The sequence below is a fragment of the Mesorhizobium sp. M0060 genome (assembly GCF_040323155.1).
Lineage (GTDB): Bacteria > Pseudomonadota > Alphaproteobacteria > Rhizobiales > Rhizobiaceae > Mesorhizobium.
Genome location: NZ_JAMYUP010000004.1, coordinates 15,767 through 29,065 on the forward strand (window position 1 = coordinate 15,767; position 13,299 = coordinate 29,065).

A 13,299-nucleotide genomic window follows, 5' to 3' on the forward strand; every position below is an offset into this window, starting at 1 on the left:
TTCCGGGCCAATCATTAACCCGTTATCCACCGGATACGCCTAGTTTTTGCGGCGGCCGAAGAACGGAGTCTCAAAGTGATACGTGGCGAAAACGGCATTGCCTTCTCGATGCCCGGCGGCGACGTGTCGGGGACAGCCGGGGCGCGGCCGATCGACCTGGCGCATCTTGCGCGCCAGACGATGGGCGATCGGAGCCTCGAGCAGGAGGTGCTGGCGCTGTTCGTCCAGCAGGCGCTGTCGGTGCGCGACAAGATCGTCGATGCGGATGTCAGCCAGCGGCTGCTACTGGCGCACGGGCTCAAAGGCTCGGCGCGCGGGGTCGGTGCCTTCGCCATTGCCGATTGCGCCAGTGCGATCGAATGCCGGCCCGAAGACGCCAGCACGCTGAAGCGGCTTGGCTCGCTGATCGAAGAAGTGCGCGATTTCGTCGCCGCCATCAGCCGATAGGACTTATTCCCAAAACGCCACGCAGCGGCGCTTTCGCGCCGCAGTTGACTTGTCCGGCAGAGTGATTATGTCGGCTCAGACTCCCTTCAGGTGACAAATGACCAAGCTGACCTTCATCGCCCATGACGGCACGCATTTTGACGTGGATGCCGAAAACGGCTCGACCGTCATGGAAAATGCGATCCGCAATGCGGTGCCGGGAATAGAAGCGGAATGCGGCGGCGCCTGCGCCTGCGCGACCTGCCATGTCTATGTCGACGAAGCCTGGACGGCGGAGGTCGGCGAGCCGGAAGCTATGGAAGAGGACATGCTGGACTTCGCCTACGAGGTCCAGCCGAACTCGCGGCTGTCATGCCAGATCAAGGTGCGCGACGCCCTCGACGGGCTGGTCGTGCGCGTGCCGGCCCGCCAGGGCTGAAGCCGATTTTTGCCGCTGCCGCTTGGCAGCGGACCAATGGTCATGCAGTGTCGCGCCGTTTTCCCATAAAGGCGCACGCTCCATGACCGCTATCACCAAGACGGACGTACTCATTGTCGGGGCAGGGCCTGTCGGCCTGTTTGCCGTATTCGAGCTCGGCCTCTTCGACATGAAGTGCCATCTGATCGACATACTCGACCGGCCCGGTGGGCAATGCGCCGAACTCTATCCGGAAAAGCCGATCTACGACATTCCGGGCTGGCCCTCGATCTCGGCGCAAGGCCTGGTCGACAAGCTGCTTGAGCAGATCGCGCCGTTCAAGCCCGAATTCACCTATAACCGCATGGTTTCGAGTCTGGAAAGGCTGGAGGACGGCAGCTTCCGCGTCACGACCGACGAAAACGAGGTGTTCGAAGCCAAAATTGTGGTGATCGCCGCCGGCGGCGGCTCTTTCCAGCCGAAGCGGCCGCCGATTCCGGGCATCGAGCCCTATGAAGGCAAGAGCGTGTTCTACTCGGTGCGCCGGATGGAGGACTTTCGCGGCCACGACCTCGTCATCGTCGGCGGCGGCGATTCGGCGCTCGACTGGACGCTGAACCTGCAGCCGGTCGCCAAGAGCGTGACGCTGGTGCACCGGCGCCCCGAATTCCGCGCAGCGCCCGACAGCGTCAACAAGATGTACGCCATGCAGGAGATGAAGGAGCTGGAATTCCAGGTTGGACAGGTGACTGGCCTGACCGGCACCGACGGCCAGCTAGTCTCCGCCACCATCAAGGGGCCGGAGGGCGATATCGAAGTGCCGTGTACGCGGATGCTGCCGTTCTTCGGCCTGACGATGAAGCTTGGCCCAATCGCCGAATGGGGCCTCAATCTTCACGAGAACCTGATCCCGGTCGATACCGAAAAATTTCAGACGTCCGTGCCCGGCATCTTCGCCGTCGGCGACATCAACTGGTATCCCGGCAAGCTGAAGCTGATCCTGTCGGGGTTCCATGAGGTCGCGCTAATGGCGCAGGCAGCCAAGCGCGTCATCAGCCCCGGCGAGCGCATCGTGTTCCAGTATACGACCTCGTCGACCAGTCTGCATAAGAAGCTCGGCGTGGTCGACTGAGCCTCGCTGTATTTTCGTCAGGCGGGTCTACTCCGCCATGGCCGGGGCCACAGCCTCGGCATGGCCGCGAAGCGTTTTCTCCGGCATCAGCCAGAGCGTGATGAACGACAGCAGCAAGGTCGCCGCCGCGGCAAGAAAGATCATCACAAAGGGCGTAACTGACCCGATATGGCCGACCTCCTGCGCGCCTTCGCTGGCCAGCGGCAGCCCGTAGCCAAGGGCGACGGCACCAAGCATTGCGACGCCAAGCGCACTACCCAGCGAGCGGAGGAAGGTGAGCACGCCGGTCGCCACGCCAAGGTGCATGCGATCGACGGCGTTCTGGACCGATACGGTGGCAACCGGAAAGGTCGTGCCTGTGCCCAAGCCTATGCAGGTCGTCAACACCTCGACAACCAACAGCGAGGCATGCCCGGCGACCAGGCTGAGTACACCGAGGCACAGGATCGAGAAAACAGTGCCGATCATGGCGATGCGCTTATAATGGAAAAAGCGCGGGATCATTCGCCCGCTGAACGTCGCACCGGCGACCGTGCCGAGCATCAGCCCAAGCAACGCGGTGCCCGATTCACTGACCGACAGGCCGACGATCGACTGCAGGTAGACAGGCAGATAGACCGACAAGCCGACATTGGCGGCCTGCAGCAGGAACATCGAAAGCGTGCCGGCGAGAACAATCGGATTGCCTAGCACTTCGAGCGAGATCAGCGGTTCGGCCGCGCGCATGAGCCGCAGCGCGAACGCGCTCCAGAACGCAGCAGAGCAGGCGAGCAGTCCAAGGATGTCAGGCGACAACCACGGATACTCGCTGCCGCCCCAGTTCAAGGCAAGCAGCAGCAAGGAGGTGGCCGCGATCAGAAGCACCGCACCGAGGCCGTCGACGCGGTGATGCTTTGCGGCGATCGGCAGCTTCTTGAGCGGCTTGTTGATGATCGCCATGGCCAGCAGGCCAAGCGGGATGTTGATCCAGAAGATCAGCGACCAATGCAGATGCTCGGCGAAGGTGCCGCCGAGCAGCGGCCCGGCGATGCTGGCGACGGCCCAGGTGCCCGAGATCCAGGCGGCGTAGCGGGCCCGCTCGCGCGGCGGCACGAGATCGCCGATCACGGTCTGCGTCAGGGCGAACAGGCCGCCGCCGCCGGCGCCCTGGATCGCCCGGCCGACGACGAGGACCAGCATGTTGGGGGCCATGGCGCTGACCAGCGACCCGGCGAGAAAGATCAGGATTGCCGCATAGACGGTCGGCCGGCGGCCATAGATGTCGGAGATATTGCCGTAGAGCGGCGCCACGGCGGTCGCGGTCAGAAGATAGCCGGTCACGATCCACGGCAGATATTCGGCATGCCCGAGCAGACGTGCCATCGTCGGCATCGCCGGCGCGACGATGGTCTGGTCGAGCGCCGCCAGCAGCATCGACAACAGCACGCCGCCGATGATGGCGTTTTTCTCGGCTTCGGTCAGCGGCGTGCTGGTTTCCACCATCGCTTGCTTGTCGATAGTCTGGTCCATATCGGTTCATCCATTAATGCTTGCGTGCACGTCCGCGAGGCGGCTGGACTGCGTCGAGTGTGCAGATTGGACGTGTTCTCGTGCCTTGAGACTGAGCCTTGCGAACTTGACATATGTCGTTCGCTATAGGCCGATTTCGACAGGGGCTCGAAAGTTTTTCGAAGCTGGCACTATGCTTCGCCAAAATTGGCTTGTTCCAAATTGGTTTTGTCCGACGACGCAGAGTTCAGCCGGGAGCGAGCCGGCCGTTCTCGATGCGCTCGATGCGATAGTGCAAAAGCCGCAGGATACGGCTTTGGAAATTGGCGCTTTCCACACGATCGAAGCGCATCTGGTCCTGGTCGTGCTTGGCAAGCATGGCCGCTGTGATTTTCGCGGCCTTGGCCTTGGCCAGTTCGCAGGTCTTTTCCGGGTAGCTCGCCTTCAAGGCGTCTTCGAGTTCGCGGCCATGGTTCTTGGCAATCTCGACGTGGCGTTCCTCATGGCGCTTGATGTCGGCGGATAACGTATCCCAGAACAGCCTGACGCCGGCATCGGCCTTGCGCGGGCGGCGCCATGAGGGAAGGATGACCTTGACCTTGACGGTGACGACGGCGTCAGCAATCCAGCACGAGCCCGGCTTTTCCGCATAACTGACGCGGGTGGTGAACGCCATCTGGGTGGCGCCTGGATGCCGCGACCCGGTGCTTTTCACCTGAGGCCCGAGTTTCGACAGCTGGGTCTCGATGTCGTCGAGCGTCCTGCCGCCGATCGGGAAATAACTATATGTCTTGACGAGAGTCGTAGCGCCGGCCGGGAGTGCGGTCAGAGCGAGCATCAGGGCGCAGAGGAGGGATCGTGTCATCGTGTTGCCTCTTTGCCCACCTTGCTTTACCGCCGTCTCCGGCGCAACGGAATTGATCCCCGGTCGTGGCGCGGGATCGAACATGGTTGATGGGCAATGATGACAGGGCGATGGCAACTGGCACATGGGCGCCATCTCGACCTTGGCGGCAAGGCCGTCGTCGTCGGCATCCTCAACGTCACGCCCGACAGTTTTTCCGACGGCGGGCTGTTCGATGCCCCGGAAAAAGCGGTGGCCCGGGCGCGCCGTATGGTGGAGGAGGGGGCCTCCGTCATTGATCTCGGCGGAGAATCGACACGTCCCGGCGCGACTGCGGTCTCCGCAGAGGAAGAACAGGCCCGCATATTGCCGATCATCGAGGCGCTCGCGAAATCTGGCGGAACGCTGATCTCGGTCGACACCTACCGGGAGGACACGGCCCGGCTTGCCGTCCAAGCCGGCGCGCATATCGTCAACGACGTCTGGGGCCTGCAGCGCGAACCGGGTATTGCCCGCATCGCGGCCGAAACCGGCGCCGGGCTTGTCATCATGCACACGGGACGGGATCGGCAGAAACTGCCCGACGTGATTGCCGATCAGCTTTTCTTCCTCAGGAAGTCGCTGGAAATCGCGCAGCGGAGCGGTGTTGCCGACGACCATATCGTGCTCGATCCGGGCTTCGGCTTCGCCAAGGAGACAGCTGCGGAAAACTTTGACCTGATGGCACGATTTTCCGAGCTTCATGCGCTGGGCTTTCCGCTGATGGCCGGCACATCGCGAAAGCGCTTTATCGGCACCGTCACCGACCGCGACGCGGCGGCAAGGGGTGCCGGAACCGCGGCCACCAGCGTCATCCTGAGGCTCAAAGGCGCGCATCTGTTTCGCGTCCACGATGTCGCAATCAACGTGGATGCGTTGGCCATTGCCGATGCTATGCTGGCACGTGAGACCGGGGAAAGCTGAGCCATGTATGTCATCCGAATGAAGAACTGCGCCTTCTTCGCCCGGCACGGCGTGCTGGACGAGGAGGAGACGCTCGGTCAGCGCTTTTATGTCGATGCCGCACTCACGGTGGATCCAGGGCGGGCGCTGGTCGACGATTCCATCGAAGACACCGTCAATTATGGCATTGCCTTTGCGGTGATCGAAAGGATCATTACCGGCGAGCGGCGCTTTCTGATCGAAGCGCTGGCGCTCGAAGTGGCGAGGGCGCTGACGGCACGGTTTCCGCAGATCAAAAAGGCCGAGATTACCGTGCGCAAGCCGAATGCCCCGGTGCCGGGTGTGCTCGATCATGTCGAGGTGACCGTTGTCTGGCCAGAATAATAATACCAGTAACACCGTCTATCTCAGCCTTGGTGGCAATCTCGGCGATCCGGCGAAGTCGATGGCTGCGGCACTGGGCATTCTGGATGCCGACGAGAGTACGCGCGTCGTTGCCGTTTCGTCGCTCTACCGCACGCCGCCCTGGGGCAAGCTCGATCAGCCGGATTTCCTCAACGCTGCGGCCGAAATCTCGACCGTGCTCGCGCCGCGCGCCTTGCTCGAGCTTTGCCTTGATGTCGAGCGAAAACTGAAGCGGGTGCGCGAGGAGCGCTGGGGTCCACGCCTGATCGATATCGACATTCTCGTGTTCGGCGACCGCATCATCCACGAGACCGGACTGGAGGTGCCGCATCCGCGCATGCTGGAGCGCGCCTTCGTGCTGGCGCCGCTGGCAGAAATTGCGCCGGAGCTTGTGGTCGACGGCAAGAGCGTGTCGGAGCGACTGGCCGCCGTCGACACTTCGGGCATTGGACGGCTGCCGTCGGGCCGGGATTGGTGGACGGCCTGACGCTGCCGCCATCGGTGCCCGAACTCAGCCGGAAAACCCACCGCCGTCGAGGAACATCTGTTCGTCGGGTGTCGTCTCCCGGCCAAGCATCCTGTTTCGATGCGGAAAGCGGCCGAAGCGCTGGATGATATCGCGGTGCTCTACCGCATATTTCAGATAGGACGGGGCTTTGGCGGCGGTAAGCTCCATCGATTTGAGCTGGTCGGCAAGGTCCTCCGAATGCTCATAGGGCAAATAAAGAAAGACGCGGAGCTCTTCGTCGAGCGCCAGGTCATGACCGGCGGCAATCGCCTTCCCGGCGAAATGCCGCGCCAGCGGGTCCGTGGCGTACATGTGGCCGGTGCTGCGAAAGCAGTTTCGCGGAAACTGGTCGAGCAGGATCATCAGCGCCAGCGACCCTTCGGCGTGTTCGGACCAACCGTCGCATTCGCGCCGGGCGGCGGCGAAGTGCAGATCGAGAAACCGGGTGCGGAAGTCGGCATCAAAGGTGTCGCTCTTCTCGAACCATGCATCCTCCCCGGCGTCGCGCCAGAATCTGGTGACGGAGAGAGCGCGCTCGTCCAGTTCGTTCATCATTCGCGTCTTTCCAGGGGTTAGTCGGCCGGCTCGGATTTCTGCAGCACGCCGGCGGTCTCTTCATTGAGCGCCTGGCCCGCGCGCCGTGGTGTGCTGAGCGGCGTCGGGATGGGCGTGCCGATATTGCCTTTGAGAAAGCGCCGCCCGGCGCGGATGCCTTCGGCCTGCTGCAGTTCGAAACGGGCAGCATCGCGGCGACGGACGTCCTCGACGACCTCGGCGACCTCTTCGGGGTCGACGCCAAGAGCTTCCAGCGTCGAGCCGCCGAAGACAAGCGCCGATTCGAAAGTCTCGCGGAGCTGATAGTCGACGCCGGCACGAATGAGCTGTAAGGCGGTGCCGCGGTCGAAGGCCCGCGCCAGCACGGTCAGCAAGGGAAACTCCGCCTTGATCAGCTCCGCGATGCGCACGGCGGCATCGGGCTTGTCGACGCAGATCAGCACGGCGCGGGCCCGCCCGGCTCCCGCGGCACGCAGGATGTCCAGCCGCGTGCCGTCGCCATAATAGACCTTGAAGCCGAAATCGGCCGCCGCCTGGATCATTTCGACCTCATTGTCGATGATCGACACGTCGATCCCGCGCAACAAAAGCGGCTGGCTGGCGATCTGGCCGAACCGGCCAAAGCCGATGATCAGCACGCTGCCGGTCAGGCCGTTGGCGACATCGACGCCTTCGAGCGACTGCTCGTCGCGCGGCGTCAGATACCGCAGTGCTATGATTGCCAAAGGCGTCAGCACCATGGAAATGATGACGATGGCGGTCAGCATCGCATTGGCCTGGCCGTCGATGATGCCCACCGCCGCCGCTGCGGAATAGAGGACGAAGGCGAATTCGCCGCCCTGCGCCATGAAGACGGCGCGCTCGAGCGCTTCCCGATGGCCGGTTTTGAGGATGCGGGCAACGAGATAAATGCCGATCGCTTTCATCACCATGTAGGCAACGACATAGATGGCAATGAGCTGCCAGTTGACGACGACCACATGCAGGTCGAGTGACATGCCGACGGCGAGGAAGAACAGACCGAGCAGAATGCCGCGGAACGGTTCGATGTCGGCCTCCAGCTGGTGACGGAAGGTCGATTCCGACAAAAGCACGCCGGCCAGGAAGGCGCCCATCGCCATCGACAGGCCGGAAAGCTGCATGGCAAGCGCCGATCCGAGCACGACCAGAAGGGCGGCTGCGGTCATCACCTCGCGGGCGCGCGCATCCGCCAGGATACGGAAGAACGGATTGAGCAGATAGCGCCCGGCAACCACCAGACCGACGATAGCGGCAAGGCCGATGCCGACCTCCGTCAACCGATCCGACAGGCTCATATCGGCGCCGCCCGGCGCAAGGAAGGCGATCAGCGCCAACAGCGGCACGATCGCGAGATCTTCCAAAAGCAGGATCGAGACGATGCGCTGGCCCTTGGGCGTGGCCAATTCGCCACGTTCTTCCAGCAACTGCATGACGATTGCGGTCGAGGTGAGCACGAAACCGGCGCCGGCAACGAAGGATTGTGCGATCGGAAAGCCTCCGGCCAGCCCGACGCCGGTCAGCAGAACCGCGCAGACGCCGACCTGCAGCGCGCCAAGCCCGAAAATCTCGCGGCGCATGCCCCATAGCCGTGACGGCTGCATCTCCAACCCGATGATGAACAGGAACATGACGACACCGAGTTCGGCGACATGAAGAATGGCTTCCGATTCGGAGAAGATGCGCAGCCCGAACGGGCCGATCACGACACCGGCCGCCAGATAGCCGAGAATGGAGCCTAGTCCCATGCGCCTGAAGATCGGCACCGCAACGACGCCGGCGGCAAGCAGCGCCACCACTTGGATCAGATCGCTGTTCGATGCCTCTGCCGCCATGCCTGCCGTTCCGCTCTCTTGGGAGTCAAGCGGCCAAGATAGGGGCTTCGGCGCGGATCGAACAGTGCGAATCCAGCGCATCGTGAAAGCGATATTGCAGGCGCACTGCACAGGATAGTGGGGCCTCCGGGGCGGCACGGTAGCGGCCGACGCCTGCAAGGCCTATGACGAGCTGATTGCCGCGATCAAGGGCTGAGCGCCCAGGTGCATGTCAAAGAGGGCGGCGCCGCTTGGCTGCCGCCTTTTTTATGCCGGAGGCTCAGTTCGGAGCGATGGAGCCAACTTCTACCGCATCGATCCGCTTCAACTTCATGCCGATGACCGGGACCAGTTGCTGGTCGACGCGCACGGCAACGGTCACCGTCATCGAATTGTCGTCGGGGACAAGCGCCTGCATCACGCCGCGCAACTGATTGCGATTGATGGTGAAAACCACCTTGTGCGCATCGACGACATTGCCACCGATAATGTCGAGGCCGGAGCCAGCGGCCCCGCCCATGAAGCTGCCCTTGTAACCCTGCCGGCCCTTGTGTTCGATCGTTGCCGACATCTGCTGGGTGAACATGCCGACCCGGCAGCCGCCGTCGAGCGACATGCCGACCTTGCCGTCAGGCGTCGAGCCGATGAAGCTGCAGGTGAATTTCGTGCCCTTGTATTTGCCGGCAACGATTTCTCCGGGGCCGACCCATTTGCCTTCGACCGATCGAAAGAACTGCTTGTCCGGTTCCGCCGCCGAAGCCTTTCCGGCGATGCCGACGATTGCGACAAGCGTGAGCGCCACGGGCAGCACGCTGGACAGAATAACGCTTTTCATCGACGACACCCGGCAACAAAGAGACTGGTTTGGACGCCTCCGACCATGAACAAGATTGGTTAATGCTTTGTCACCCGAAGGCGATAGTCACGTTCCGGAAGCGGATGTTTCTTTTTCTTTCTTTGCTGCAAAGGAGGTCAGCGCGGAGAGGAAATCGCCCAATCCTGGCCGCCTGACAGCGTTAAAGGGCAGGGGCCTTGCGGTTTCCATGGCGGCAATGCCGATGCGCGCGGTCATCATGCCGTTGACGACGCCTTCACCAAGCTTCGCCGACAGCCGGGCGGCGAGGCCGTGGCCGACGATCTGCTGGACGAAACTGTCGCCGACGGCGATCGACCCGGTGACCGCCAGATGGGCGAGAACGCTGCGCGCCAGGCGAAAGAAGCCAAGCGTGCCCGGGCGGCCGCCATAGAGCTCCGACAGGCGGCGAATCAGCCGGCCGGCTTCGAATACGACATAGGCGACGTCGACCAGCGCGCGTGGGCTGACCGCGGTTACCAGCGACACACGCTTCGCCGCATCGAGGATCATCACCTTCGCGCGGGCGTCGAGCGGGCCGAGGATCTCGGTCTCGGCCAGGCGCACCAGATTGCCGCCGTCGATGATCTCGCCGCGCAATTCGGCCAGCGAGCGCCTGCCGGCCGCTGTTTCGGGCTTGGCCGCGACAAAGGCCGACAACTCGTCGACCACGGCACGCGCGGCCTTCGGATCGTCGCGGGCAATCGCGTCGAGTGCCCGCTTCTGCAGCTTTTCGACCTCGGCGAGGCGGGCAATCGCCAGGAATTCGCGGACGAGGATGACCAGAAGCGCCAGGATGGCGATCGCGGCCATTCCGGCGGCCAGCCAGCCCAGCCATTCGGCGCGCTCGAACAGGTCGCGAATCAGCTGGTCGGTCCAGAGGCCGACGGCCAGCGAAACCAGAACGCCCAGCGCGCCGAAGAACAGGCTGCCAAGCAGCGAACGTTTTCGCGGCGCAATCGCCGGCGGCGGTTCGGCAGCGACGATATCAGGCTCGTCGAAGACGTCGATCTCCGCCGGTATGACCACGGCAAGATCCGCCTTCACGGTACGCGGCTTTCGCGCCGGCGCGGCCTCGGACGCGGCATGGCGAGACGTCGGATCTTCCTTCGGCAGGGGCTCCGGCTCGATGCGAAAGGCCGCCGGTCTGCGGGGTGCGCTCATGCGAGATGGTCTCCGATCAGGAACTGCAGCGCGCGGTCGAGCCTGATATGCGGCAGCGACAGCGTCACGCCTTCGGCCGTGCGTTCGAGTTTCGGCGGGCGAAAGCGCACGAAGCGGATCGCCGGGTCGTCATTGTTCTGCCGGTGCTTCGATTCGGAAACATCGAACACCGCATCAACTTTCTCCGGCAAATCACCGGGAAATATGGCCGTTTCGGTGTTCCCGTCAAAGGTTTCGCCATTGATTTTTTCGCCGCGCAATGGCGTGCCGATAATGATCGGCAAAGTCTCGCGGCCCTGCTTGACCGTGCCTTCCCGCGTCGCGCGCATGGCCGCCATGGCGACGACGTCGACGTCGGCGCCGGTGAAATTCGCCCGCGCCACGGCGCGGTCGGCAAGCCGCCGCACGATCGCCTGCAGCCGGTCGTGGCTTTCGTGGTGCAAATGGTCGGCCTTGGTCGCGGCCACCAATATGCGGTCGATGCGCCTCGAAAACAGGTCGGTCAGGAAGTTGCCACGGCCGGGACGGAAACAGGACAGGATTTCGGTGACCGCGCGTTCCAGATCGGCCATCGCGCCGGGGCCGGCATTCAACGCCTGTAAGGCGTCGATGAGCACGATCTGCCGGTCGAGACGCGTGATGTGTTCGCGAAAGAACGGTTTGACGACATGCGTCTTGTAAGCCTCATAGCGCCGCTCCATCATCGCCTGCAGCGATCCGGAGCGGGCGCGCCCGGCGCCGAGTTTCGGCAGCGGCGCGAAGGTCAGCGCCGGCGAGCCTTCAAGATCGCCGGGCATCAGGAAGCGGCCGGGCGGCAAGGTCGAAAGCGCCCGCTCGTCGAGCTTGCAGGCCTTGAGGTAGGCGGCGAAGCACTCGGCGAGGCGCCGCGCCGCCATCTCGTCGGCGTCGGCGTTCGGATCGACGGAGGCGGAGAGTGCCTGCCATTCCCGCGAAAGATCGACACGCACCGGCAACGCGGCCATCTCGAAGGCTTCGCGAGAAAAATCGGCGAAGGACTTGCCGAGCAGCGGCAGGTCGAGCAGCCATTCGCCGGGGTAGTCGACGATGTCGACCGACAATTTGCCGGCAGAAAACATGCGGCTCCAGCCCGAGGCCGCTTCGTATTCGATGGTGAGCCTCAGTTCGGAAATCGCACGCGTCGAATCCGGCCAGAGGCGGTCGTCGACAAGAGCCGCGATGTGATCCTCGTACTGGAAGCGTGGTACGGCGTCGTCCGGCTGCTCTTCGAGAAAAGCCCGGGCGATGCGCCCCGATTTTTGTGCCTCAAACAGCGGCAAGCGCCCGCCATGGACCAGATTGTGCACAAGGGCCGAGATGAACACCGTCTTGCCGGCGCGGGACAGCCCGGTCACGCCAAGACGCAGCGACGGAGTGAAAAGCCCGGCAGCGCGGCCTGACAACGTATCCAAGGCAATCTTCGCCTCGTCGGTGAAAGTCGTCAGCGATGATGCCAAAATCTGTTCTCGCGGGGCCGGTCAGGCTCCGATATAGGCTTTGATGCGCGGCTTTGAAATGGCCTCAGATATCGGCAGGCGTCAGGAAGGCTTCGAGATAGCCGGCGCCCGGCGCAGCCTCTTCAAGACTGCCTTTGAACCGGACCACCGCAAGAGCGGAGGTCGGGAAGCCGTGGTTCAGCATGGCCCGCGCGGTCTCGTCGCCATCGCCTGAGACCGCCATGGCGAGATCCTCAATCATCGGATTGTGGCCGATGACGAGCAGGGGGCCCAGCCCGCCATTCTGCCGGATGGTAGCCAGATACCCGGCGGCATCGTCACTGTAGAGCGTGTCAAAGAACAGCACCCGGCCCGTGTCCGCATAGCCCGCTAAGCTTTCCAGCGTCTGGCGCGCACGCCTGGCGCTGGAACAAAGGGTGAGGTCCGGTAGATAGTTGCGGGCGCGCATCAGCACGCCCATCGCTTCGGCATCGGCGAAGCCGGATGCATCGAGCGGGCGATCGAAGTCGCGGACGCCGGGCAGCGCCCAGCCGGCCTTTGCATGCCTCAGCAGGTAAAGTCTGGTCACGGAACCCCCGATATGTCGGGTACCGACCGGTCAAATGCGGCCGCTGGAATTAGCCATCAGAAGCGCTTCGCGCGCAATGCCGATGCCCGTCAAGCATAATGAATCATGCGCGAATTCGGGCGTGCCGTTCATGCGAATGATGTCGCCAATGTCGGTTTGTCCCACATAAACAAATGCGTGAAACTGTCGTCGATTGAGCTTGTGCAGTTTTCGGTCCGCGAATATATAGGCGCAAAAATTGGGGTTTGTTGGGTGAGTCGAATGAACGACATCGTTACCGCCGATTACGTACCCTCCGAAGACGAGCCGTTCATGAACGAGCGGCAGAAATCCTACTTTCGCCTGAAGCTCGTCACCTGGAAGAACGACATCTTGCGCGAAGCACGCGAAACTCTCGAAATCCTGCAGCAGGAAAACGCCAACCACCCCGACCTCGCCGATCGCGCCTCCTCGGAAACCGACCGCGCCATCGAACTTCGCGCCCGCGATCGCCAGCGAAAACTCATCTCGAAGATCGATTCCGCCCTCCAGCGCCTTGACGAAGGCACTTACGGCTATTGCGAGGAGACGGGCGAGCCGATCGCGCTGAAGCGGCTCGACGCGCGCCCGATCGCTACCTTGTCGATCGAGGCACAGGAGCGCCATGAGCGGCGCGAGAAGGTCTACCGCGACGACTGAGTCGGCGGGAA

General features: G+C 63.1%; 15 protein-coding genes. 7 read left to right on the forward strand and 8 right to left on the reverse strand.

The window, feature by feature from the left end; translation table 11 throughout:
- Positions 1-78 precede the first annotated feature (78 nt).
- The 3 genes from NKJ94_RS05545 (at position 79) to NKJ94_RS05555 (ending at position 1,976) form a co-directional block, all read left to right on the forward strand.
- Positions 79-447 (forward strand): Hpt domain-containing protein, encoded by a 369-nt coding sequence (locus tag NKJ94_RS05545; RefSeq protein WP_352523846.1) that lies wholly within the window; start codon positions 79-81, stop codon positions 445-447.
- Positions 448-544: 97 nt separating this feature from the next.
- Positions 545-865 (forward strand): 2Fe-2S iron-sulfur cluster-binding protein, encoded by a 321-nt coding sequence (locus tag NKJ94_RS05550; protein WP_023674833.1) that lies wholly within the window; start codon positions 545-547, stop codon positions 863-865.
- 82 nt (positions 866-947) lie between these two features.
- Positions 948-1,976 (forward strand): NAD(P)/FAD-dependent oxidoreductase, encoded by a 1,029-nt coding sequence (locus NKJ94_RS05555; protein WP_352523429.1) that lies wholly within the window; start codon positions 948-950, stop codon positions 1,974-1,976.
- Between the two features lie 27 nt (positions 1,977-2,003).
- Here NKJ94_RS05555 and NKJ94_RS05560 read toward each other — a convergent pair whose 3' ends face one another.
- Positions 2,004-3,485, reverse strand: a complete 1,482-nt coding sequence (locus NKJ94_RS05560; protein ID WP_352523431.1) for an MDR family MFS transporter — start codon at positions 3,483-3,485, stop codon at positions 2,004-2,006.
- A gap of 226 nt (positions 3,486-3,711) precedes the next feature.
- Positions 3,712-4,329 carry a DUF922 domain-containing Zn-dependent protease gene (locus tag NKJ94_RS05565; RefSeq protein WP_352523433.1) on the reverse strand — a complete coding sequence of 206 codons (618 nt, stop codon included), beginning with the start codon at positions 4,327-4,329 and terminating at the stop codon, positions 3,712-3,714.
- 96 nt (positions 4,330-4,425) lie between these two features.
- Between NKJ94_RS05565 and folP the strand changes: the two genes are divergently transcribed.
- From folP to folK, 3 genes are read left to right on the forward strand one after another with little or no spacing between them, the layout of a single operon-like run.
- Entirely contained in the window at positions 4,426-5,271 is an 846-nt protein-coding gene (folP, locus tag NKJ94_RS05570; protein WP_352523435.1) for a dihydropteroate synthase, read from the forward strand.
- 3 nt (positions 5,272-5,274) lie between these two features.
- On the forward strand, positions 5,275-5,634 hold the full coding sequence (gene folB, locus NKJ94_RS05575; RefSeq protein WP_352523436.1) for a dihydroneopterin aldolase: 360 nt from the start codon (positions 5,275-5,277) through the stop codon (positions 5,632-5,634).
- Positions 5,618-6,142 carry a 2-amino-4-hydroxy-6-hydroxymethyldihydropteridine diphosphokinase gene (folK, locus tag NKJ94_RS05580; protein WP_352523438.1) on the forward strand — a complete coding sequence of 175 codons (525 nt, stop codon included), beginning with the start codon at positions 5,618-5,620 and terminating at the stop codon, positions 6,140-6,142. Before folB ends, folK begins: the two co-directional genes overlap by 17 nt.
- Positions 6,143-6,166: 24 nt before the next feature.
- On the opposite strand, the gene NKJ94_RS05585 is transcribed toward folK, so the two are convergent.
- The 6 genes from NKJ94_RS05585 to NKJ94_RS05610 all read right to left on the reverse strand — a co-directional run bounded on the left by NKJ94_RS05585 (position 6,167) and on the right by NKJ94_RS05610 (position 12,610).
- Positions 6,167-6,715, reverse strand: coding sequence for a DUF924 family protein (locus tag NKJ94_RS05585; protein WP_352523847.1), 549 nt, complete (start codon positions 6,713-6,715; stop codon positions 6,167-6,169).
- Between the two features lie 20 nt (positions 6,716-6,735).
- A complete protein-coding gene (locus NKJ94_RS05590) occupies positions 6,736-8,571 on the reverse strand; it encodes a monovalent cation:proton antiporter-2 (CPA2) family protein (protein WP_352523440.1) in 1,836 nt (611 codons plus the stop codon).
- 259 nt (positions 8,572-8,830) lie between these two features.
- A complete protein-coding gene (locus NKJ94_RS05595) occupies positions 8,831-9,385 on the reverse strand; it encodes a hypothetical protein (RefSeq protein ID WP_352523442.1) in 555 nt (184 codons plus the stop codon).
- Positions 9,386-9,472: 87 nt separating this feature from the next.
- Complete coding sequence (locus NKJ94_RS05600; protein ID WP_352523444.1) at positions 9,473-10,567, reverse strand: YcjF family protein; 1,095 nt, start codon at positions 10,565-10,567, stop codon at positions 9,473-9,475.
- Positions 10,564-12,042 carry a YcjX family GTP-binding protein gene (locus NKJ94_RS05605; protein WP_352523445.1) on the reverse strand — a complete coding sequence of 493 codons (1,479 nt, stop codon included), beginning with the start codon at positions 12,040-12,042 and terminating at the stop codon, positions 10,564-10,566. Before NKJ94_RS05605 ends, NKJ94_RS05600 begins: the two co-directional genes overlap by 4 nt.
- A gap of 64 nt (positions 12,043-12,106) precedes the next feature.
- Complete coding sequence (locus NKJ94_RS05610; RefSeq protein WP_352523447.1) at positions 12,107-12,610, reverse strand: SixA phosphatase family protein; 504 nt, start codon at positions 12,608-12,610, stop codon at positions 12,107-12,109.
- 261 nt (positions 12,611-12,871) lie between these two features.
- Between NKJ94_RS05610 and dksA the strand changes: the two genes are divergently transcribed.
- Positions 12,872-13,288 (forward strand): RNA polymerase-binding protein DksA, encoded by a 417-nt coding sequence (gene dksA / locus NKJ94_RS05615; protein ID WP_023717816.1) that lies wholly within the window; start codon positions 12,872-12,874, stop codon positions 13,286-13,288.
- The last annotated feature ends 11 nt before the right edge of the window (positions 13,289-13,299 follow it).